General features: G+C 74.6%; 20 protein-coding genes. 10 read left to right on the plus strand and 10 right to left on the minus strand.

The window, feature by feature from the left end; translation table 11 throughout:
- Window positions 1-426 precede the first annotated feature (426 nt).
- The gene (locus ACLFMI_RS17275; protein ID WP_410948905.1) at window positions 427-639 is read right to left on the minus strand and encodes a hypothetical protein; all 213 of its coding nucleotides are present in this window, start codon (window positions 637-639) and stop codon (window positions 427-429) included.
- Between the two features lie 204 nt (window positions 640-843).
- Between ACLFMI_RS17275 and ACLFMI_RS17280 the strand changes: the two genes are divergently transcribed.
- The 4 genes from ACLFMI_RS17280 to ACLFMI_RS17295 all read left to right on the plus strand — a co-directional run bounded on the left by ACLFMI_RS17280 (window position 844) and on the right by ACLFMI_RS17295 (window position 4,685).
- Complete coding sequence (locus tag ACLFMI_RS17280; RefSeq protein WP_410948906.1) at window positions 844-1,395, plus strand: MarR family winged helix-turn-helix transcriptional regulator; 552 nt, start codon at window positions 844-846, stop codon at window positions 1,393-1,395.
- Entirely contained in the window at window positions 1,388-2,278 is an 891-nt protein-coding gene (locus ACLFMI_RS17285) for an EamA family transporter (protein ID WP_410948907.1), read from the plus strand. Before ACLFMI_RS17280 ends, ACLFMI_RS17285 begins: the two co-directional genes overlap by 8 nt.
- A 459-nt stretch (window positions 2,279-2,737) precedes the next feature.
- Window positions 2,738-3,562, plus strand: coding sequence for an enoyl-CoA hydratase/isomerase family protein (locus ACLFMI_RS17290; protein WP_410948908.1), 825 nt, complete (start codon window positions 2,738-2,740; stop codon window positions 3,560-3,562).
- Between the two features lie 178 nt (window positions 3,563-3,740).
- Window positions 3,741-4,685, plus strand: coding sequence for an MBL fold metallo-hydrolase (locus ACLFMI_RS17295; RefSeq protein WP_410948909.1), 945 nt, complete (start codon window positions 3,741-3,743; stop codon window positions 4,683-4,685).
- Window positions 4,686-4,701: 16 nt separating this feature from the next.
- Here ACLFMI_RS17295 and ACLFMI_RS17300 read toward each other — a convergent pair whose 3' ends face one another.
- Complete coding sequence (locus ACLFMI_RS17300) at window positions 4,702-5,271, minus strand: TetR/AcrR family transcriptional regulator (RefSeq protein ID WP_410948910.1); 570 nt, start codon at window positions 5,269-5,271, stop codon at window positions 4,702-4,704.
- Between the two features lie 90 nt (window positions 5,272-5,361).
- Here ACLFMI_RS17300 and ACLFMI_RS17305 point away from each other — a divergent pair, with 90 nt between their 5' ends.
- Window positions 5,362-6,414, plus strand: coding sequence for a zinc-binding dehydrogenase (locus ACLFMI_RS17305; RefSeq protein ID WP_410948911.1), 1,053 nt, complete (start codon window positions 5,362-5,364; stop codon window positions 6,412-6,414).
- Window positions 6,415-6,445: 31 nt separating this feature from the next.
- Here ACLFMI_RS17305 and ACLFMI_RS17310 read toward each other — a convergent pair whose 3' ends face one another.
- Window positions 6,446-7,489: an ERCC4 domain-containing protein gene (locus ACLFMI_RS17310; protein WP_410948912.1), complete on the minus strand. Its 1,044-nt coding sequence runs from the start codon at window positions 7,487-7,489 to the stop codon at window positions 6,446-6,448.
- Window positions 7,490-7,618: 129 nt separating this feature from the next.
- Between ACLFMI_RS17310 and ACLFMI_RS17315 the strand changes: the two genes are divergently transcribed.
- Window positions 7,619-8,884, plus strand: coding sequence for a tyrosine-type recombinase/integrase (locus ACLFMI_RS17315; RefSeq protein ID WP_410948913.1), 1,266 nt, complete (start codon window positions 7,619-7,621; stop codon window positions 8,882-8,884).
- A gap of 27 nt (window positions 8,885-8,911) precedes the next feature.
- Here ACLFMI_RS17315 and ACLFMI_RS17320 read toward each other — a convergent pair whose 3' ends face one another.
- On the minus strand, window positions 8,912-10,534 hold the full coding sequence (locus ACLFMI_RS17320; protein ID WP_410948914.1) for an alanine/glycine:cation symporter family protein: 1,623 nt from the start codon (window positions 10,532-10,534) through the stop codon (window positions 8,912-8,914).
- A gap of 117 nt (window positions 10,535-10,651) precedes the next feature.
- Between ACLFMI_RS17320 and ACLFMI_RS17325 the strand changes: the two genes are divergently transcribed.
- Complete coding sequence (locus tag ACLFMI_RS17325; RefSeq protein WP_410948915.1) at window positions 10,652-11,290, plus strand: class I SAM-dependent methyltransferase; 639 nt, start codon at window positions 10,652-10,654, stop codon at window positions 11,288-11,290.
- Window positions 11,291-11,316: 26 nt separating this feature from the next.
- Here the strand turns inward: ACLFMI_RS17325 and ACLFMI_RS17330 are convergent, their stop codons facing one another.
- From ACLFMI_RS17330 to ACLFMI_RS17355, 6 genes are all read right to left on the minus strand, one after another.
- On the minus strand, window positions 11,317-12,378 hold the full coding sequence (locus ACLFMI_RS17330; RefSeq protein ID WP_410948916.1) for a ferrochelatase: 1,062 nt from the start codon (window positions 12,376-12,378) through the stop codon (window positions 11,317-11,319).
- 22 nt (window positions 12,379-12,400) lie between these two features.
- Window positions 12,401-13,177 (minus strand): enoyl-ACP reductase FabI, encoded by a 777-nt coding sequence (gene fabI / locus ACLFMI_RS17335; RefSeq protein ID WP_410948917.1) that lies wholly within the window; start codon window positions 13,175-13,177, stop codon window positions 12,401-12,403.
- Window positions 13,178-13,208: 31 nt separating this feature from the next.
- Complete coding sequence (gene fabG / locus ACLFMI_RS17340) at window positions 13,209-13,919, minus strand: 3-oxoacyl-ACP reductase FabG (protein WP_410948918.1); 711 nt, start codon at window positions 13,917-13,919, stop codon at window positions 13,209-13,211.
- A gap of 25 nt (window positions 13,920-13,944) precedes the next feature.
- Entirely contained in the window at window positions 13,945-14,934 is a 990-nt protein-coding gene (locus tag ACLFMI_RS17345) for a VWA domain-containing protein (RefSeq protein WP_410948919.1), read from the minus strand.
- On the minus strand, window positions 14,931-15,830 hold the full coding sequence (locus ACLFMI_RS17350; protein WP_410948978.1) for a DUF58 domain-containing protein: 900 nt from the start codon (window positions 15,828-15,830) through the stop codon (window positions 14,931-14,933). Before ACLFMI_RS17350 ends, ACLFMI_RS17345 begins: the two co-directional genes overlap by 4 nt.
- A 68-nt stretch (window positions 15,831-15,898) precedes the next feature.
- Window positions 15,899-17,026, minus strand: coding sequence for an AAA family ATPase (locus tag ACLFMI_RS17355; RefSeq protein ID WP_410948920.1), 1,128 nt, complete (start codon window positions 17,024-17,026; stop codon window positions 15,899-15,901).
- 125 nt (window positions 17,027-17,151) lie between these two features.
- Between ACLFMI_RS17355 and ACLFMI_RS17360 the strand changes: the two genes are divergently transcribed.
- The 3 genes from ACLFMI_RS17360 to ACLFMI_RS17370 are packed head-to-tail and all read left to right on the plus strand — an operon-like array spanning window position 17,152 to window position 20,371.
- Window positions 17,152-18,915, plus strand: coding sequence for a dihydroxyacetone kinase family protein (locus ACLFMI_RS17360; protein WP_410948921.1), 1,764 nt, complete (start codon window positions 17,152-17,154; stop codon window positions 18,913-18,915).
- Window positions 18,909-19,664: a triose-phosphate isomerase family protein gene (locus ACLFMI_RS17365; RefSeq protein WP_410948922.1), complete on the plus strand. Its 756-nt coding sequence runs from the start codon at window positions 18,909-18,911 to the stop codon at window positions 19,662-19,664. Before ACLFMI_RS17360 ends, ACLFMI_RS17365 begins: the two co-directional genes overlap by 7 nt.
- Window positions 19,661-20,371: a GntR family transcriptional regulator gene (locus tag ACLFMI_RS17370; protein WP_410948923.1), complete on the plus strand. Its 711-nt coding sequence runs from the start codon at window positions 19,661-19,663 to the stop codon at window positions 20,369-20,371. The genes ACLFMI_RS17365 and ACLFMI_RS17370 overlap by 4 nt, the downstream gene beginning before the upstream one ends.
- The last annotated feature ends 67 nt before the right edge of the window (window positions 20,372-20,438 follow it).

The raw sequence follows: 20,438 nt of genomic DNA on the forward strand, positions 1-20,438 counted from the left end.
TGATCAACGAGCCGGGCCCGCCGGGGTCACGGGTCGGAGCGACCCCGGCGACGTGACGTCGTGCCGGGCTGCCTGCGGTCACCGTTCTGCGCCAGAGTCGAAGACCAGACGGTGGCCCACGCGCACCATGGGCACCGCGGGGCCATACCCCCGGCCGGAAGATCATGGAGCCGGAAGCGGAGCGGCCAGATGTGGCCGCCTTGTTTCCCGATCCGTGATCACCAGGGTCAGCAACGGGTCGCCGAGCCCGGCCCGCGACTGGGGCCACGGAACGCACCAACCCGCGTTCCGCGGAACGGACCGGCGCATCGTTCCGGGTTACGCCCGGGCCGCAGGACGGATGTTCCGGCCGCGGCGCCGTAGCGGTGCCCCGCCACCACGCACCCCCTCGTGCACGTGGTGACGTCCGGCCTCATGGCATCGGTGTCAGGGCAGCTGACCGCCGTTCGTCCCGGATCCGAGCGACGGCGACCGGGAGCCGGACAACCGCCGGTAGGCCCAGATGCCACCGCCGATCAGCAGCGCGCCCGCGGCCAGCCAGGCCAGTGACCCGATCAGCCAGCCCAGGACCGGCAGCACCACGCCGGTGAGCACCACGATCGCGCCGATTCCAGCCAACACCAACAATGCGATTCTCATGGCCCCACGATGCCCCGCCTCCGGCGCCGCCACCTCGGGGTCGCCCCGGATATGACTCGGGGTCGGCCGCAGCCGGGTGCACGGCGGCGCCCGCAGTCCGGGTGCCCCGCGCCGGCCGGTGACCGGGCCCCGGCCGCGACATCGCACCGCGTCGCCGCCACCCGGGTGGGTTTGGCTGCAGCTGCCAGCGGGCATGCATGACTCATGCATGAACGTCATGTCCTCAACACGCTCGGAGCGCTGGCGTTGTCGGTCGCCGACATGATGACCGGCCGCGCGGCGGCCACGTCGGGAACCAGCACGAGTGGCGCCGCGGCGCTTGCGGTCCTGCTGCAGGCCGGCGGGCAGGGTGTGAGCGAACTGGGCCGGCACGTCGGGCTCAGCCAGCCGGCGGCCGCGCGCATGGTCGACTCGCTCGAAGCACGCGGGCTCGTTCGGCGCCACCGCGAGTCCGGACGCCGGACCACCGTGCACCTCACGCCGGACGGCAGCCGGGCCGCCGGACAGGTGCTCGCCGAGCGCGCGGACCGGCTCACTCCCCTGCTCGAACCCCTGACGCACGACGAGCGACAGGTCCTGGGTGGACTGCTGGACCGGCTGCTGCCTGTTGTCCACGACCAGATCGGCGACGGGGACCTGGTGTGCCGGCTCTGTGACCGGCACGGCTGCACCGAGGCCGAGACCCGGTGCCCGGTCGGCTGGGCGGCTCGCGGCCGCCCAGCCGAGCGGAGGGGTGACGCGCGCCTCGATGCCTGAGCTTCTCGCACTCGCCGCCGCACTGGCGTTCGGGCTGGTGCACTTCCTGTCCGGCCTGCTCGCCCGCCGCGCCGACAGCTACGGCGTCGCCGCGACCGGCCAGATCGGCGGGACCGTGCTGGTCGCCGTCGTCGCGCTTGCCGGGACTCCCTTCGACGGGCAGCTGCCCCTCGCAGCGGCACCGCATGTCAGCGCGGTGGCGCTGGGCTGGGGCGCACTGTCCGGTGTCGGGACGGGGATCGGGGTCGCCTACCTCTACCGCGGCCTCGCTACCGGGCAGATAAGCGTGGTCGTCCCGCTCAGCGACGTCGCCGCGGTCGCGCTGCCGGTCCTGTTCGGAGTGGCACTGCTGGGCGACCGGCCCGGCCTGGCGGCCTGGCTCGGCATCGCCCTCGCCGCCCCCGCGTTGTGGCTGGTCTCGCGCCACCCGGCGACCGGCGGCAGCACCCCGGGCGCCCCGGGCGCCGGACGGACCGCCTCCGGGACCCGCTACGGGCTCCTGGCCGGGGTCGGCTTCGCCGTGCAGTTCCTGGCCATCTCCCGGATCGACCCGGCGGCCGGGCTCTGGCCGATCCTGCTCGCCCGCCTCGCCGCCGCGGTGACCATCTGGCCGATGGCCCGCGCCGCGGGTGCCGACCTGCGGATCCCGCGACGACTGGTCGCGCCCGCGGCCCTGGTCGGTGCGCTGGGCTCGGTGGCGATCGTGCTCTACCTCGCCGCCACCCGCGCGCAGCTTCTCGCGGTGGCCACCGTGCTGGCCGCCCTCTACCCGGCCGTCCCCGTGCTCCTCGCCATCGCCGTGCTCGGGGAGCGACCCACCCGCGCCCAGGTGGCCGGACTGCTCACCACCGCGACCGCGATCGGGCTGATCGCGCTGACCTGAACCGGATCATGCCTCGTCCCTTCGGTAGTACCCTTCGACCAGCAGCCCGACGGCGTCGTCGAGGGGGCGGTGTCGCGGACAGACCGGCCGGCTCGGCCGAGTGAGGGGGCACCGTGCCCGCACCCGTCCCCCAGCCCCTGAGCCGCTGCATCGGCACCGGCGAGCCCGCTGCGCGGCGCGGTAGTCGGCCCGTCTGCCCGCGGTGCGGCCGTGGCCCGACCTCGATCGGGCTGCCCGCCGTCGTTCGCGATGGCCTCGTCGTCCCGCCACACTCGCCACATCCGGCGAGCCGCTGAGGCGGCCGACGAGCGGCACGGGGCTCGCTCCCCCGGATGCGTGGAGCCGTCGCGCGAGCAGGGGCCGCAACCTGCAACGGCGCGCACGGTCACCTCGGTAACTCGCCCGCGGCGATGCCGCGCCGCGGGCCACGAGGTGTGGATCACCGGTAGCGTCCGGCCGATGAGTGACGACCCCACCACCCCGGTCCGCGTCGAGCGGGACGGCGACCTGGCCGTCGTCGTGCTCGATCACCCCCCGCTCAACCTCTTCGACGAGTCGGTCTTCGCCGGCTTCGAGCACGCGGTCGCCGAACTCACCCGGATCACCGCACCCGGCAACCCGGACCGGGCCCGGGCGGTCCTGTTCGAGGCACACGGCCGGGTCGTCTCGGGTGGGGTGGACGTCCACGCGTTCCACGAGATCGCCGAGGGACCGGACCCGGTCGGGCAGGGCACCGCACTGTGGAGCCGGTTGATGCGCCTGGCCCAGGGCATCGAGGACCTCCCGGTCCCGACGGTCTCCGCCGCGCACGGCCTCACCCTCACCGCCGCGTTCGAGCTGTCCCTGGCCTGCGATCTGCTGCTCGCCACGGAGAGCGCCTCGTTCGGGCTGGTCGAGATCGTCGTCGGCCTCACCCCTTCGATGGGCGGTCCGCAGCGGCTCGCCGAGCGCGCCGGACCGGCCCGGGCCAAGGAACTCGTCCTCACCGGCGAGCGGTTCCCGGCCGAGGCGCTCCGCGAGTGGGGCGTGGTCAACCGGGTGCTCCCCGACGACGGGTTCGCCGACGCCGCCCGGACGTTCGCCAGGACACTGGCCGCGGGCCCGACGACGGCGCACGCGACGACCAAGCAGATCGTCGGCACCGCCGTCCGGGAGGGCGTGCGTGCGGCCGACGCGATCACGCCGCGGCTGTCCGGGGCCCTGTTCGCCACCGAGGACCTGCGGGCAGCCGTCGGTTCGTTCCTGGCCGACGGTCCGGGCCGAGCCACCTACCGGGGACGCTGAGAACCGTCCGGCTCGAGCGCGAGCAGGTGCGCGTTGGGACGCACGCCCCGATCCGCACGGGGTTCCGTCGTTCACACGAGGTCCGATCCCGTGTGGACGGGGCGAACCCGTGCGGATCGGTTCCGGGCGGTCATCACCACCCCACCACCGAGCCCGCGGTGCGCCAGAATCGGCGGGCATGAGCGCGCACCCGCACGACATCACCGTCCCCGGCCGGCCCCGGACCGAGGAGGTCTCGGACGGCATCTTCGCCTACGTCCAGCCGGACGGGACCTGGTGGATCAACAACACCGGATTCGCCGTCGGCCCGCAGGGCGTCGTCGCGATCGACTCGTGCTCCACCGAACGCCGCACCCGCGCCTTCGCCACGGCGATCGCGGACGTCACCGAACGCCCGGTCCGGACCGTCGTCAACACCCACCATCACGGCGATCACACCTGGGGCAACGCGTTGTTCGGCGGCGCGGCGATCGTCGCCCACGAACGCGCCCGCGAGGAGATGATCGCGTTCGGACCGCCGCGCGAGCTGCCGTTCTGGGACCACCCGGACTGGGGCTCGCTGCCGCTGGAGCCGCCGTTCCTGACCTTCACCGGGCGGATCGCGCTGCACCTCGGCGACCTGCGGGCCGACGTCGTCCACGTCGGGACGCCCGCGCACACCACGAACGACGTGCTGGTCCACGTCCCGGACCGGTCGGTGCTGTTCTGCGGCGACCTGGTGTTCAACGGCGGCACGCCGTTCCTGTTGATGGGGTCGGTGACCGGGGCGATCGACGTCCTGGAACGGGTGCTGCTCCCGCTCGGCGCCGAGACCACCGTCCCCGGGCACGGCCCGGTCTTCCACGGCGACGGCCCGGTCCGCGACACCCTGGACTACCTGCGGTTCGTCCTCGACCTGGCCGAGCGGGCCCGGGATGCCGGCGTCCGGCCGCTGGACGCCGCCCGGGACACCGATCTCGGCCCGTTCGCCGACTGGCCGGACGCCGAGCGGATCGTCGGCAACCTGCACCGGGCCTACGCCGAGCTCGACGGGGCCGAGCGGGGCGCGCCGGTCGACGTCATGACCGCGCTGTCGGAGATGGTCGAGTACAACGGCGGACGCCCGCTCACCTGCCTGGCCTGAACACCGGGACGCGCCGTCAGCCGGCGAGTGCCCGGTCGCGGGCCTCCTCGGCGGCCCGGTGCGCGGCCGCGGTGGCCTCGGGCATCCCGGCGGCGCCGGTCGTGGCCAGCGCGCCGTCGTGCAGCAGCAGCAGGACCAGCGCGACGCCGTCCGGGTCGGCCGCACCGGCGGCGGCCAGCTCGTCCCGGAACAGCTCCCGCAGCCACCGCTTCTCGGCCGCGATCACCTCGCGGGCCGGGTGCCCGGCGTCTGGGAGCTCGGCGAACGCGTTCACGAACGCGCAGCCCCGGGCGTTCCCGGCGACCCACGGCACCAGCACGTCGAACGGCGCCAGCACCCGCCGCGCCGCGTCGTCGAGCTCGGCCAGCCGGGCCCGCACGGAGCCCCGCCAGCGTTCGTCGCGTTCCTCCAGGTAGGCCGCGACCAGCGCGTCCTTCGACCCGAAGCGGTCATAGAGCGTGCGCTTGGTGACGCCGGACTCGGCCGCGATCAGATCGACCCCGACCGCGTGGATCCCGCGCTCGTAGAACAGGTCGGCGGCCACGTCGAGGATCCGACGGGCGCCGGGTGTCAGCGTCCGGGGCACAGGCCCTCCTTCACCGAAGTTCACAGGTCTGTGTAGTATGCACGACCACGAAACTTCACAGATCAGTGAAGTTCTTCCGAGGAGGACGACATGGCAGGGACGACACAGGCGTGGACGCTCACCGGGCACGGCGGGCCGGAGATGCTGCAGCGACGCGAGGTCCCGATCCCGGAACCCGGTCCCGGTGAGGTGCTGGTTCGGGTGACCGCGGCCGCGCTCAACAACACCGACGTCTGGACCCGCACCGGCGCCTACGGCCTGCCCGGCGCGCCGGACGCCCGGGCAGGCTGGCGCGGACCGATCGCGTTCCCGCGGATCCAGGGTGGCGACGCCGCCGGCGTCGTCGAACAGGTGGGGTCCGGAGTGGACTCCGGCCTGGCCGGGCGACGGGTGCTGGTCGATCCCGCGCTCTACGACGGCGACGGCACCGACGCGACCCCGGTCGGTCTGCTCGGCAGCGAGGCCGACGGCACGTTCAGCGGGCACGTCCTCGTCGACGCCCGCCGGGTGCAAGACGTCGGGGGCGCACCGCTGACCGACGGGGAGCTGGCCGCGCTGCCGGTCGCGTACGGCACCGCCATGGGGATGCTGGAGCGCGCGGCGATCGGGCCCGGGGAGACCGTGCTGGTCACCGGGGCGTCCGGCGGGGTCGGTCTCGCTCTGGTGCAGCTCGCCGCTGCGCGCGGCGCGCACGTCGTCACGGTGACGTCCGCGGCGAAGGCGGGCGCGGTCCGGGACGCCGGCGCGGAGCACGTCGTCGACCGCGGGGACGGGCCCCGTGCCGTGACGACGGCCGTGGCCGCGGCCGCGCCGTACGGCATCGACGCCGTCGCCGACGTCGCCGGCGGCGACCTGCTCCCCGCACTGTTGCCGTCGATCCGCGACGGCGGCCGCTGGGTGATCGCCGGTGCGGTGGCCGGGCCGGTCGTGGCGCTCGACCTGCGCCGGCTCTACCTGCACAACGTGTCGCTGATCGGGTCGTCGATGCACACCCCGGCGCACTTCGACCGGCTGCTGGCCGACGCGCGCTCCGGCGCCGTCCGGCCCCGGATCGCCGCCCGGTACCCGCTCGCCGAGCTGGACGCGGCGCAGGCGGAGTTCCTGCGCGGCGAGCACGTCGGGAAGATCGTGCTGGAGCCGTGACCCGTCGGACGTAGCGCCGGGCGCGGCCGCGTCAACCGGAGTGCGCTCGTCTCCATGCCCGCAGGACGTCGGCCCGCAACCGTCCGCGATCCGACACCTCCAGGCCCCGGGCGCGGGCCCATTCCCGGATCTGCGCGGACGAGGCCTCCGGCGTCTCGCCGGTCGCGGCCGGCTCGCCGCCGGTATCGGCCGCGCCGGAACCGGTCGGGACGGCCGCGCCGGGTGCCCTCATGTCGTCCGGCGCGGACAGGCCGGCCCGGTCCCGGGCCGCGCTGTCGGTACCCGCCCACTGGTGGGCGGCGGCCAGGTAGCGGTAGGTCCACTCCTGGGCGAGCTTGCGGGTCTCGCAGAACACCAGCGGCACCGCCGGGTAGGCGATCTGCAGCGCCGCCAGGTCGTCGGCCACGGCCGCGGGGCGGGCGTGCTCGAGCGCGAACAGCTGCGAGAAGCGGTCCTCGACGACCACCGCGGCCCGGGGCAGCGCCGCGAGCTCGGCGACGGCGTACCGCAGCCGCCCGGCCTGCAGGCTGTTCACCAGGTCCGCCAGCGACTTGCGCTCGACCGCGGCGACGACCCGCCCGTCCTGCGGGTCGGTGATCGCGTAGTCCCCGCAGCGCAGGCCCTGCCGCCGGGTGGTCACCTGCTGCCCGGAGAACGTGTAGGGGTAGCGCTCGTGGGCGTCGACGACGATCTCCAGCTCGGTGACGCCGGCGGCCCGGGCGGTCGGGGTCCGGACGTTCGGGCGGGCCTGCTTGCGGGTCCGCGGGGACTGCCAGAACACCGTCTCGCGCCCGCGGGCCCGGGTGAACACGATCTGTGAACGCTGCTCGCGGCCACGGTCGGCGATCACGTCGATGGCCGCGCCCCGCCGCCGGCAGGACCGCAGCGCGACCCGCTCGACGATCTCCGGACCGGTCGGCCACTCGTCCTCCGGGACGGGATGGCAGTACAACGCGCCGGTCCGCGGCCAGGTCCCCTTGGTGCGGAAGACCAGGACGCCCTCGTCGAGCGGGACCCGCAGCAGGTACGGCAGCGAGCTGTCCGGATCGGGATTGCGCGCGATCAGCAGGTCCACCCCGTCACCTCCGACAACCGGCGGGAAGCGCTCCGCAGCACGATCACCACGACGAGCGTAGTGGCACGACGACCGGGACCGGCGCGCCGTCACCGGTCGGCACGGCGGGCTGAGGCACGATCGGTGCCGATGACCTCCGACCGCGCCGACCGTGCGGGAGCGGCCCGCACCGTGCTGGCCGCGCTCCCCCGCCCGGCGACCCCCGCGCTCCCCGTGCCCGACGAGTCCGGTGTGGACTGGCCGGGCGTCGCCGACCCGGACGCGTTGCGGGCGCTGGTCGCGCGCTGGCTCGCCGGGTACGGCCGGGCGCAGACCCGGCGCACCTACGCCTATGCCCTGGGCCTGCCGCCGGAGTGGGCCGACGCCGTCACCGGCGCCCCCGGCTCGGCGGCCGGCGGCCCGGACCCGACGATCTCCGGGAACCGGCCGCCGCCGGCCCGCCGCGGCCGGCTGCACCACCTCGCGTTCCTCCGCTGGTGCGCGGCCCGCGAGCTCGACCCGCGAGTGGTCACCGGCACGCACGTCACCGCCTGGCTGCACGCACTCGACGCCGGTGGGGCCGGCAAGCGCACCCGGGCCCGGATGCTGTCGACGGTCTCGGCGTTCTACGCGCACCTGGTCGAGACCGGCGTCGTCGCCGGCAACCCGGCCTCGGTGCACCGCGGACGGCTCGGCCTGGCCGGCACCGCACGTGACCCGTCGCCGACGATCCGGCTCACCGCCGCCCAGGTGCGCGCGCTGTGGGCGGCCGCCTCCCGGCTGCCCAACCCGACCCGGCACCGCGAGCTCTACGCCCGCCGCGCCGTCGCCATGGTCGCGCTGCTCACGCTCGGGCTGCGGATCTCCGAGGTCACCGGCCTGGACCGGGACGACCTGGTGGTCACCGGCGGCGAGCGGGTGCTGCGGGTGCGCGGCAAGGGCGGCACGGTGCGCGAGGTCTTTCCCGGCGACGCCTGCGTCGACGCCCTCACCGGCTACCTGCTGCTGCGCGACCGGGAGTACGGCGACACCGCTCCCGCCCGCCGAGCCGGCGCACGCCCCTCCCCGATGCTCGTCACCCGGGCCGGCGGGCGCTGCTCGCGGCACGACCTGTACGTGCTGCTGCGCCGGATCGCCACGCAGGCCGGGCCGGAGCTGGCCGAGGTCGCCGACCGGGTGCACCCGCACGCGTTGCGGCACGCCTACGTCACCCTGGCGCTGGAGGCCGGCGCCCCGATCCAGCACGTGCAGGTCGATGTCGGGCACGCCTCGATCGCCACCACCCGGCACTACGACCGCTCGTTGCGCAACCGCGACGCCAGCGCGGCGGACCTGGTGACCGGGCTGGTCACCGGCTCCGCCGACGGGGGCGAGGACCGCGACCATCAGGACGACGGCGGTCCCCGCCGCCGGTGACCGCCGTCATCCTGCTCGACGTGCCGGTCAGTGGCCGCTCCCGACCTTGCCTTCCGGCTCCTCCCGGTCCACTTCCTTCACCTCGCCGCTGTCCATCTTGCGCCGGAACGCCCGCATCTCCTGCTTGACCACCGGTGCCAGGATGTAGAGGCCGAGGATGTTGAACAGCGCCAGCAGGAACAGCACCGCGTCGGCGAAGTTCAGCACGCTGCTCAGCGTCAGCACCGAGCCGACGACGATGAAGAAGCAGAACACGGCCTGGTAGATCCGTTCGGCCATCAGGCTCTTGCCGAACAGGTACGTCCAGGCCTTCTGCCCGTAGTACCCCCAGGTGATCATCGTGGAGATCGCGAACAGCGCGACCGCCACCACCAGCACGTACGGGAACCAGGGCACGACGGTCTCGAACGCGCTCGAGGTGACCACGACACCGTCGGGCTCCTCCTCCGTCGCCAGGTAGGTCGCCTGGGCCTCGTTCCAGAACGCCGAGCCGGCGATGATGATTGTCAGCGCGGTCATGGTGCAGACGACGACGGTGTCGACGAACGGCTCGAGCAGCGCGACGTAGCCCTCGGTGACCGGGTTGTCGGTGCGCACCGCGGAGTGCGCGATCGGGGCGGAACCGAGACCGGCCTCGTTGGAGAACGCGGCCCGGGTGAACCCGACGATCATGGCCCCGACGATCCCGCCGACGACGCCCTCGGCGGCGAAGGCACCCGCGAAGATCGCTCCGATCGCCGCGGGAACCTGGTCGATGTTGACCACGATGACGGTCAGGCAGCCGAGCACGTAGATGATGCCCATCGCGGGCACGAGCCGGCTGGTGACCTTGCCGATCACCTTGATCCCGCCGAAGATCACGGCGCCGACCACGGCCGCGAGGATGACGCCGAAGATCGTGGCCGCGCCGGCGCCGCCGAGCAGACCCTCCTCGCCGCCGGTGACGTCCTGCAGCAGGGCGAACGTCTGGTTGGCCTGGAACATGTTGCCGCCGCCGATGCCGAAGCACAGCAGGAAGATCGCGGCGAGCACGGCGAGGGTCTTGCCCAGGATCGCGCCGAAGCGGTTCGGGATCTGCTCGGCGACGCCCTTGCGCAGGTAGTGCATCGGCCCGCCGGAGACGGTGCCGTCCTCGTGGATCTCGCGGTACCGGACGCCGAGGGTGCACTCGACGAACTTGGTGCACATGCTGAACAGGCCGACCAGAACCATCCAGAACGTCGCGCCCGGGCCGCCGATCGTCATCGCGACGCCGACACCGGCGATGTTGCCGAGCCCGACCGTCCCGGACAGCGCGGACGACAGGGCCTGGAAATGGGTGATCTCGCCCTGCTCGTCCTTGCGCGTGTACTTGCCGCGGACGATCTTCAGCGCCAGCCCGAAGCTGCGCGCCTGGACGAACCCGAAGTAGCCGGTGAACACGACCGCCGCGAGGACCAGCCACGCGACGATCCAGGGGAACGTGGTGCCGGCGACCGGGAAGCCCACGTCGAACACGAAGGTCGAGACCGCGTCGGAGATCGGGGTGAAGGCGCTGTTGATCGCGTTCTCGATGGCACCGAGCACCCCGGGTTGCGAGGACTCCTGCGCGAGAACGTCGGTGAGCGGCGGCGGGGTCGAGACCGCGGCCGCGGATGTGACGGCTGACATGAACCGGAACCTCAGCGGACAATCGGACAGGAGGCAAGGTTCACCCGAAACGGTTACCGAATCGTAGGCTCGCCGCCGGCTTGAGCTGAACCGCGATCGAGGTTGCAGGCTGTCGGCATGGAGACCACACCGCAGCCCGACTTCTTCGACCGCGCCTACATCGAGGGCGACCCGCCCTGGGTGATCGGCGAGCCACAGCCCGCCGTCGTCGCCCTGGCCGACCGCGGGGAGCTCACCGGCCGGATCCTCGAGCCGGGCTGCGGGACCGGCGAGCACACCGTGCACCTCACCCGGCTCGGGCTGGACGTGCTGGGTACCGACGCCTCCCCCACCGCGATCGAGCGTGCCCGGGCGCGGGCCGACTCGCTCGGCGTCGCGGCCCGGTTCGCCGTCGCCGATGCGCTACGCCCGGACGACGATCTCGGCGTGTTCGACACCGTGCTCGACAGCGCCCTGTTCCACCTGTTCGACGCCCGCGACCAGGCCCGCTACGCGCATGCCCTGGCCGGGCTGGTCGTGCCCGGCGGCACGGTGCACGTGCTGGCCCTGGCCGTCACCGGCGGCCGCGAGTTCGGCCCGGTGATCGAGGAGTCGGCGATCACCGACGCGTTCGCCGGGCCGGACTGGGCGGTCGCCGGGATCGGGGTCGCGACCTACCGCGGCATCGTCACCGCCGACCTCGCCGAGTCCTACGGGGAGCCCGCCGGCACCCGCGTCGAGGTCCCCGCCCACCTGGCCCGGATCACCCGAACCTGACCCCGAGGGGCCACCCCCGGGGCCCCTCAGGTCGAGCGGGCGGGGCGGCGCTGCGGGAGGCAGCAGTCGACGGCGCAGGGGGCACCGTTGCGGCTGCACCCGGCTGCGGGCACGGTGCCCAGCCGGCGTGCCGGGGCGTCGTCGGTGTGCTCCCGGACGAGCTCGATCACCATGTCGGCGAACCGCGGGTCCGGGCCGGCGGTCGTCGCACGGGCGAAGCCCATGCCGTGCTCAGCGGCCCGCTCAGCGGCCTCGTTGTCCAGGTCCCAGATCACCTCGACGTGGTCGGAGACGAACCCGACCGGCGCCACCACGACCGCGGGCTCGCCCTTGGCAGCCACGTCGTCGAGGTGGTCGAGCACGTCCGGCTCCAGCCACGGCACCTGCGGCGGCCCGGAACGCGACTGCCAGACGACGTCGAAGTCGTCCACACCCAGCTCCGCCGCGACCAGGGTGGCCGCCTCGCCGACCTGGCGGGAGTAACGGTGCCCGCCCTCCTCTGGCAGGCCGGCGGCGGCGTCGGCCGAGTTCGGGATCGAGTGCGCGGTGAACACCAGCCGGGCGTGTTCGCGCTGGTCCTCGGGCAGCGCGCCCAGCGCCGCGCGGACCGCGTCGGCGTTGGCGCGCACGAAGTCCGGGTGGTCGTGGAAGTGGCGCAGCTTCACCAGTTCCGGCGCCGACTCCCCGACCGCGGCCCGGGCCCGGTCGATGTCCTCGTGGTACTGCCGGCAGGCCGAGTAGCCGCCGTAGGCGCTGGTCGCGAACACCAGCGCGCGGCGCACCCCGGCCTCGGCCATCTCCCGAACGGCGTCCTCGGCGAACGGGTGCCAGTTCCGGTTGCCGAACCACACCGGCAGCTCGGTGCGGGCCGCGATCGCGGCGACCAGCTCCCGGTTCCGGTCGTTGATCGGCGAGACGCCGCCGAAGTGCTGGTAGTGCTCCTCGACGGCATCGAGGCGCTCCGGCGGCACCCCGCGGCCGCGGGTCACGTTCTCCAGGAAGGGACGGACCTCCTCGGGCGCCTCGGGGCCGCCGAAGGACAGCACCAGGATGGCGTCGAACGGTTCGGGCAGTGGTTGTCGGGACACCGGTTGTTCGGGCACCCCCCGATTACACACCCACGGCGTGGACACCGCCGTCGGCCATCACCATCGAGCCGGTCGTGGCCGGCAGCCAGTCCGACAGCACCGCGCAGACGGTCTTCGCCACCGGCACCGGGTCGCCCATGTCCCAGCCCAGCGGGGCACGCTGGTCCCACACGTCCTCGAACGCGCCGAACCCGGGGATCGACTTCGCCGCCATCGTCTTCACCGGACCGGCCGCGACCAGGTTGACCCGGATCCCGTCCTTGCCCAGGTCGCGGGCCAGGTAGCGGGTGACCGACTCCAGCGCCGACTTCGCCACGCCCATCCAGTCGTAGGCCGGCCAGGCCTGCCGGTTGTCGAAGTCCATCCCGACGACCGAGGCTCCCGGGCCCATCAGCGGCTTGCACGCCATCGCCAGCGACTTCAGCGAGAAGGCGCTGACCTCGATGGCGGTCGACACGTCCGCCCACTGTGCGGAGAGGAACGCGCCCTCGCCGAGGGCACCGCCCGGGGCGAATGCGATCGAGTGCAGCACCCCGTCCAGCCGCGGGTCGTCGCCCAGGTGCGGCCGGACGCGGTCGGCGAGCGAGTCCAGCTGCGACTGGTCCTGCACGTCCAGCTCGACGACCGGGGCGGGCCTGGGCAGCCGCTGCGCGATCCGCTCGACCAGGCGCATCCGGCCGTACCCGGTGAGCACCACCTCGGCGCCCTGCTCCTGGGCGATCTTCGCGGCGTGGAAGGCGAGCGAGGCATCGGTGATCACGCCGGTGATCAGCAGTCGCTTGCCGTCGAGCAGTCCCATGGTGTCCTTTCGCGGGTGCGTGCAGAAGCTTCTAGTGCCCCATGCCGAGGCCGCCGTCCACCGGGACGACCGCCCCGGTGACGTAGCCGGCCCCCGGCGAGGCCAGGAACGTGACGACCGAGGCGACCTCGTCCGGGTCCGCGTAGCGGGCCAGCGGGATGGTGCCGAGGATCTCCTCGCGGCGCTTCTCACCGAGCGCGCGCGTCATGTCGGTGTCGACGAAGCCGGGGGCGACGACGTTCGCCGTGATGCCCCGGCTGCCGAGCTCGCGGGCCACCGAGCGGGCCAACCCGACCAGGCCCGACTTCGAGGCCGCGTAGTTGACCTGCCCGGCCGAACCGGAGAGCCCGACCACCGACGAGATGAAGATCATCCGACCGGCCTTGGCCTTGAGCATCCCGCGCGACGCGCGCTTGGCGACCCGGTAGGCCGCGGTCAGGTTGGCGTCGACGACGCCGGTGAACGAGTCCTCGTTCATCCGCATGAGCAGGCCGTCGTCGTTCATCCCGGCGTTCGAGACGATCACCTCGACCGGGCCGTGCGCGGCCTCGACCTCGGTGAACGCCGCGTCCACCGAGGCGGCGTCGGTCACGTCGCAGTGCACCGGCAGCAGGTCGTCGCCCACGCCGTCCTTCCCGGAGCGGTAGGTCACCGCCACCCGATCACCCTGGGCGGCGAACGCCGTCGCGATCGCCAGTCCGATGCCGCGGTTGCCTCCGGTCACGAGCACGCTGCGTCCCACGCGGGAGAACCTAACGCACCGGCGTTCACGGGAGGCGGCGGCCGAGCAGGATCCCGGCGCCGAGCCCGCCGATCAGCAGCAGGAACCCGCCGACCATCCAGGGCCGGCTGGCGTCGACCTCGCGTTCCTCGTAGCCGAGCTCCTCGGACAGGTCGGAGTAGACGCCACGCAGCTCGGACTCGGTGGCGGCGGTGAAGAACCGGCCGCCGGACAGCTGGGCGATCCGCTCCATCGACGCGTCGTCCACCGCGACCGGGGTGCGGCCACCGTCCAGCTCGATCGAGCCGTAGTCGGTACCGAACGAGATCGTCGAGACCGGGATGCCGCGCGCCTGCGCCTCGCTCGCGGCGGTGAACGACCCGCGGGGCTCGTTCTCTCCGTCCGGGCCGGGCACTGTCTGGGTGCCGTCGGAGAGCAGCACGATCCGGGCGGGCGGCGGGCGGCCGGTCTCGTCCGGCCCGCCGGAGAGCGTGCGGGAGAACGAGTCGATCGACTGCATCGCCGTGAAGATCGCCTCACCGGTCGCGGTGGACTCGGCCAGCTGCAGCCCCTCCGTGGCCGCCTTGACCGAGTTCCGGTCGGTGCTCGGCGAGACCAGCACCGCGGCCGTCCCGGCGAACGAGACCAGCCCCAGGTTGACGCCCGGGGTCAGCTGGTCGGCGAACTGCTTCGCGGCCGCCTGCGCGGCGGCCAGCCGGCTCGGGGCGACGTCGGTGGCCTTCATCGACAGCGACACGTCGATCACCAGCATCACCGTGGCCCGGTTCCGCGGGACCTTGGCCATCGCCTGCGGACCGGCCAGCGCCACGGTCAGCACCGCCAGCGCGGCGATCAGCGCGACCGCCGGCAGGTGCCGACGCCGGCCGGGCCGCTTCGGGACGACGGTCTCGAGCAGCTCCAGGTTGGTGAACCGGACGACGTCGCGCCGGCGCCGGCGCAGCAGCCACACGTACCCGCCGGCCAGCGCGGCGACCACGAGCAGGCCGAGCAGCCACCATGGACTCGCGAACTTCATGCCGGCCTCCCCCGTCCCGCGCCCCCGCCGGACCAGGCGTGCTTGCGTGCGACCACGAACCGCACGATGTCGGCCACCCAGTCGCTGTCGGTGCGCAAGGTCAGCTGCGCCGCCCCGCAGCGGCGCAGTGCGGCCGCCACCCGGTCCCGGTGCGCGGAAGCGGCGGCGGCGAACTCGCGGCGCAGCAGCGGCGTCGTCTCCACCTCGCGCTGGCGGCCGGTCTCCGGGTCGGCGAGCACGACCGTGCCGATGTCGGGCAGCTCCAGCTCGCGCGGGTCGACGACCTCGATCGCCAGCAGGTCGTGCCGTCCGGACAGCGCGCGCAGCGACCGCTCCCACTCCGGCTCGCCCAGGAAGTCCGAGACCACCGCGACCAGCCCGCGCCGGCGCGGCGGGCGACGCAGCTGGTCCAGCGCGGCGGCGAGGTCCCCGCGCACCCCCTCGGGAGCGGACGGCATCGTCGCCACCCGCCGGACCAGCCCGCGGGCGTGCACCAGGCCGCCGCGGGCGGGCAGCCGCAGCGTCTCGGCCCCGTTGGTGGCGACGGCGCCGATCCGGTTCCCACCGCCGACCGTCAGCTGGGTGACGGCGGTCAGCCCGGCCAGCGCGAGGTGCCGCTTGTCGGTGTCGGCGGTACCGAAGTCCAGGCTGCGGGACACGTCCACCGCCACCCAGGTCTCGAGCTCCCGGTCCGCCACCGTCTCCCGGACGTGCGGAGCGGTGGTGCGGGCGGTGACCGACCAGTCCATCCGGCGGACGTCGTCACCGGGCTGGTACGGCCGGGCCTCCCCCGGTTCGCTGCCGGGCCCGGGGAGCAGGCCGACGTGGTTGCCCTGCAGCAGCCCGTCCAGCCGGCGCCGGACGGTGAGCTCCAGGCTGCGCAGGCCCGCCTCCAGCCGGGACGCGTCGGAGCCCCCACCGGTCGCGCTCCCGGCCCCGGCCCCGTCCGCCGGGCCGGGCGCCGTCACGCCGGGCCACCTGCCGGACCGGACGTGCCCGGGTACTGCCCTGGCGCACCCGCCGTCGCCGGCGCGCCGCTCCCCGGCCGGGCGCTGACCTGGGGCAACGGCACGGTCTGCAGCACCCGGGACACGATGTGGTCGACCGGGACCTGGTCGGCGACGGCGTCGTAGGACAGCACCAGGCGGTGCCGCAGCACGTCGGGGGCGACCTCGAGCACGTCCTGCGGGAGCACGTAGTCGCGGCCGCGGACCAGGGCCAGCGCCCGGGCCGCCGCGACGATGCCCAGCGAGGCGCGCGGCGAGGCGCCGTAGGCGATCCAGGACGCGACGTCGCCGAGCCCGTGCTCGGCCGGCAGCCGGGTGGCGACCACGAGCCGGACGACGTAGTCGACCAGGGCGTGGTGCACGAACACCTCGGCGGCGGTGCGCTGCAGCCGGACCAGCTCGTCAGGGGACAGCACCTGGGTGGGCTCCGGCGGGACGGACCCCATCCGGTAGATGATCTCCCGCTCCTCCTCGACGCCCGGGTACTCGATGAGCAGCTTGAACAGGAACCGGTCCCGCTGGGCCTCGGGCAGCGGGTAGACGCCCTCGTTCTCGATCGGGTTCTGGGTGGCGAGCACCAGGAACGGGTCCGGCATCGGGTGGTCGCGGCCGCCGAGCGAGAGCTTGCGCTCGGCCATCACCTCGAGCATCGCCGACTGCACCTTGGCCGGGGCGCGGTTGATCTCGTCGGCGAGTACGAAGTTCGCGACGACCGGGCCGAGCTCGATGTCGAACTCCTCGCGGCCCTGGCGGTAGATCCGGGTGCCGAGGATGTCGGCCGGCACCAGGTCCGGGGTGAACTGCAGCCGGGAGAACGACCCCCCGACGACCGTCGCGAACGTCTCGACGGCGAGGGTCTTCGCGACGCCGGGCACGCCCTCCAGCAGCAGGTGCCCCTTCGCCAGCAGGCCGACCAGCATCCGCTCGACGAGCCGGTCCTGGCCGACGATGACGCGCTTGACCTCGAGCACGGCCCGCTCGAGCCGTTCGGCGTCGCGGGCCGGGGTCGGCTCGGAGGCATGCGACTGGGCGGCAGGCGACTCGGAAGCAGGCGGCTCGGGCGTGCTCGCGGCAGACGTGCTCACGGTGCCATCACACCGTGCGGGCCGTGTGAAGGACGTGAAAGGCGGGTCGCCCGGCGGAGCGATGACCAGCATCCCGACTTCCTATAGGATCGCCGGTCGATGCCCGCCGACGAGGGGACCCCACGATGACCCGCCTGCTCAACGAGCCCGACGACTTCGGCACCGAGATGGTGGCCGGCTTCGCCGCCGCGTCGGGCCGCTGGGTGCGGGCCGTGCCGGGCGGTGTCGTGCGCAGCACCACCGACGCCGAGCCGACGGTGTCGCTCGTGATCGGCGGCGGTTCCGGGCACTACCCCGCCTTCGCCGGGCTGGTCGGGCCGGGCCTGGCGCACGGCGCGGCGATGGGCGACATCTTCGCCTCCCCCTCGGCCCGGCAGGTGCACGCGGTCGCCGCGGCCGCCGACCGGGGGCGGGGGGTGCTGCTGTCCTACGGCAACTACGCCGGTGACGTCCTCAACTTCGACGCCGCGCAGGACCGGCTGCGCGCGGAGGGGGTGGACTGCCGCACCGTCGTCGTCACCGACGACGTGTGGAGCGCCGGCCCGCACGAGCGGGCCCGACGCCGCGGGATCGCCGGCGACCTGGCGGTGTTCAAGGTGGCCGGGGCGGCGTGCGCGGCCGGATACGACCTGGCCGGCGTCGAGCGGGTCGCCCGGCTGGCGGGCGACCGGACGCGCTCGCTCGGCGTCGCCTTCGACGGCTGCACGCTGCCCGGCGCCGACGGCCCGCTGTTCACCGTGCCCGACGGGCAGATGGCGGTCGGGCTGGGCATCCACGGCGAGCCGGGGATCGACGAGACCGCGGTGCCGAGCGCCGCCGGGCTGGCCGAGCTCCTGGTCACGTCGCTGCTGGCGGAGGTGCCGGACGGCCTGTCGGCCTCCGGCGCCCGGGTGGTCCCGATCCTCAACGGGCTCGGCTCGGTGAAGTACGAGGAGCTGTTCGTCGTCTACGGCACCGTGCACCGGCTGCTCGCCGAGGCCGGGATCGAGGTCGTCGATCCGGAGGTGGGCGAGTTCTGCACCAGCTTCGACATGGCCGGTGCCTCGCTGACCCTGCTCTGGCTCGACACCGACGACGGCGAGCTCGAACGGCTCTGGACCGCACCCTGCGACACCCCGGCGTTCCGGCGCGGCCGGGTCTCCCCCGGCACCGGACCGCAGGTCGCCGCCGCTCCGCAGCCCGCGGCCGGCGACCCGATCGCCGACGCGGGCCCGGAGTCACGGGCCTGCGGCGCCCGGGTCGCGGCCGCCGTCGCCGCGGTGGCCACCGAGCTGTACGCGCACGCCGACGAGCTCGGCCGGCTGGACCGGGTCGCCGGCGACGGGGACCACGGCATCGGGATGGACCGCGGGGCGCGTGCCGCCCGGGGCGCCGCGGCCGACGCCGCCGGGCGCGGCGCGGGCGCCGGGACGGTGCTGGTCCGGGCCGCCGACGCCTGGGGCGACCGGGCGGGCGGCACCTCCGGCGCGATCTGGGCCGCCCTGCTCGACGAGCTCGGCCGGGCCCTCGGCGACGAGACCGCACCGGACGCGCGAGCCGTCGCCGATGCCGTCCGCGCCGCGCAGCGGGCCGTCGAGCGGGCCGGCGGGGCCGCCGTCGGGGACAAGACGATGGTGGACGCGCTCGTGCCGTTCGCCGCGACGCTGGACGGGCGGGTCTCCGCCGGCGACGACCTGTCCACCGCCTGGGCGGCCGCCGCCGACGCGGCCGACGACGCGGCGGAGGGCACCCGGGAGCTCGCCGCCCGGCTGGGCCGGGCCCGCGCGCACGGCGACCGCAGCATCGGCACGCCCGATCCCGGCGCGGTCTCGCTCGCCCTGGTCGTCCGGACGGCCGGGGACCGGCTGTGGGGGCCGGGTCCGGGGGAACCGGGGGCACCGTCGTGCTGATCGGCATCAGCTTCAAGACCTGGTTCTCGCACGCCCGTACCTGCGACTGGCTGCGCGCGGCGGCCGCGACAGCGCGCAGGCACCCGGCCGTCGTCTCCGGGCGGGTGCGGCTGTTCGCGATGCCGCAGTTCCCGACGATCCCGGCCGCGGTGGACATCGCGGCCCCGGCCGGGATCGCGGTCGGCGCCCAGGACCTCGCCGTGCACGACGACGGCCCGTGGACGGGCGAGGTCTCCGGTGCCGTGCTGGCCGAGGTCGGTGCCACGATGGCCGTGGTCGGGCACGCGGAGCGGCGAGCGCACTTCGGCGAGACCGACGACGTGGTCGCCGCCAAGACCCTCGCCGCACTGCGCAACGGGCTCACCCCGGTGCTGTGCGTCGGCGAGCCCGAGCGCGCGTCGCCCGCCCGGGCGGCCGACGCCGTCCGGGCGCAGGTGGACAGCGCGCTCGCCCCGGCCCGCGCCGAGGGCCGGGAGGGTCCGCTGGTGGTGGCCTACGAACCGGTGTGGGCGATCGGCGCCCCCGAGCCCGCGCCGGCCGCGCACGTCCGCGCGGTCGGCGCGGCGCTGCACGCGCACGTCGCCGACCTGCCGGACGCGGCGGTGATCTACGGCGGCAGCGCGGGTCCCGGCCTGCTCCCGGAGATCGCCGACAGCATCGACGGGATGTTCCTCGGCCGGTTCGCCCACGATCCCGCGGCGCTGCCGACCGTCCTGGACGAGGCCGCCGCGGTGGTGGGTGCCCGATGAACCCGACCCCCGGCCTGCGCGGCGGCATCGCCCGCCGCGGCCTGCGCGACGAGGTCTACGAGCGGATCCTGGAGCTCCTGCTCTCCGGCGGGCTGGAACCCGGCACCCGGCTGGGCATCGACACCATCGCCCGCGACCTGGCCGTCTCCCCCACCCCGGTGCGCGAGGCGATGGTGCAGCTGGAACGCACCGGCCTGGTCACCCGGGAGGCGCTCAAGGGCTACCGGGTGGCGCCGCCGCTGGGCGCCGAGCAGCTGGCCGAGCTGTTCGACGCGCGGCTGATGCTGGAGACGACCGCGACCCGGATGGCCGCCCCGGCCGGCGCCGACCTGCTCGACGACCTGCGCGAGGCGCAGGGTCGGCACGCCCGGGCCGGCGAGCGGATCGTCACCGCGCTCGGGGCCGGCCGGGCCGATCTGGCGTTGACCACCGAGTACTTCGCCGCCGACACCGCGTTCCACGCCGTGGTGCTGCACCACTGCCGCAACCGGTACCTGGAGCAGATGTCGGAGACCCTCGGCGCCCAGGTGCACCGGATGCGCCAGACCGCGCTGCGCGGCGTCCCGGACGTCGAGGAGGCCGTCGCCGAGCACGCGGCCGTGGTGGAGGCGTTCGCGACCGGGGAGGTCGAGGCGCCGGTCGCGGCGATGCACCGGCACCTGCAGAACGTCCGGGAGCGCTCGCTGCGCGAGGAGACCGGCGGGTAGCAGGCCACCCGGTCATGCCTCGGCGACGAGAACAAGCTCCACGTCCGGGACGGTTGACCACGCCCAC

The sequence above is a fragment of the Pseudonocardia nantongensis genome, from assembly GCF_046546495.1.
Classification (GTDB): domain Bacteria; phylum Actinomycetota; class Actinomycetes; order Mycobacteriales; family Pseudonocardiaceae; genus Pseudonocardia; species Pseudonocardia nantongensis.

Coding starts and splice junctions, on each gene's coding strand:
- ACLFMI_RS17285 (WP_410948907.1), top strand. CDS start 1,388: ATGCCTGAGCTTCTCGCACTCGCCGCCGCACTGGCGTTCGGGCTGGTG.
- ACLFMI_RS17275 (WP_410948905.1), bottom strand. CDS start 639: ATGAGAATCGCATTGTTGGTGTTGGCTGGAATCGGCGCGATCGTGGTG.
- ACLFMI_RS17360 (WP_410948921.1), top strand. CDS start 17,152: ATGACCCGCCTGCTCAACGAGCCCGACGACTTCGGCACCGAGATGGTG.
- ACLFMI_RS17325 (WP_410948915.1), top strand. CDS start 10,652: ATGGAGACCACACCGCAGCCCGACTTCTTCGACCGCGCCTACATCGAG.
- ACLFMI_RS17305 (WP_410948911.1), top strand. CDS start 5,362: ATGGCAGGGACGACACAGGCGTGGACGCTCACCGGGCACGGCGGGCCG.
- ACLFMI_RS17295 (WP_410948909.1), top strand. CDS start 3,741: ATGAGCGCGCACCCGCACGACATCACCGTCCCCGGCCGGCCCCGGACC.
- ACLFMI_RS17370 (WP_410948923.1), top strand. CDS start 19,661: ATGAACCCGACCCCCGGCCTGCGCGGCGGCATCGCCCGCCGCGGCCTG.
- ACLFMI_RS17345 (WP_410948919.1), bottom strand. CDS start 14,934: ATGAAGTTCGCGAGTCCATGGTGGCTGCTCGGCCTGCTCGTGGTCGCC.
- fabI (WP_410948917.1), bottom strand. CDS start 13,177: ATGGGACTGCTCGACGGCAAGCGACTGCTGATCACCGGCGTGATCACC.
- ACLFMI_RS17315 (WP_410948913.1), top strand. CDS start 7,619: ATGACCTCCGACCGCGCCGACCGTGCGGGAGCGGCCCGCACCGTGCTG.
- ACLFMI_RS17280 (WP_410948906.1), top strand. CDS start 844: ATGCATGAACGTCATGTCCTCAACACGCTCGGAGCGCTGGCGTTGTCG.
- ACLFMI_RS17290 (WP_410948908.1), top strand. CDS start 2,738: ATGAGTGACGACCCCACCACCCCGGTCCGCGTCGAGCGGGACGGCGAC.
- ACLFMI_RS17320 (WP_410948914.1), bottom strand. CDS start 10,534: ATGTCAGCCGTCACATCCGCGGCCGCGGTCTCGACCCCGCCGCCGCTC.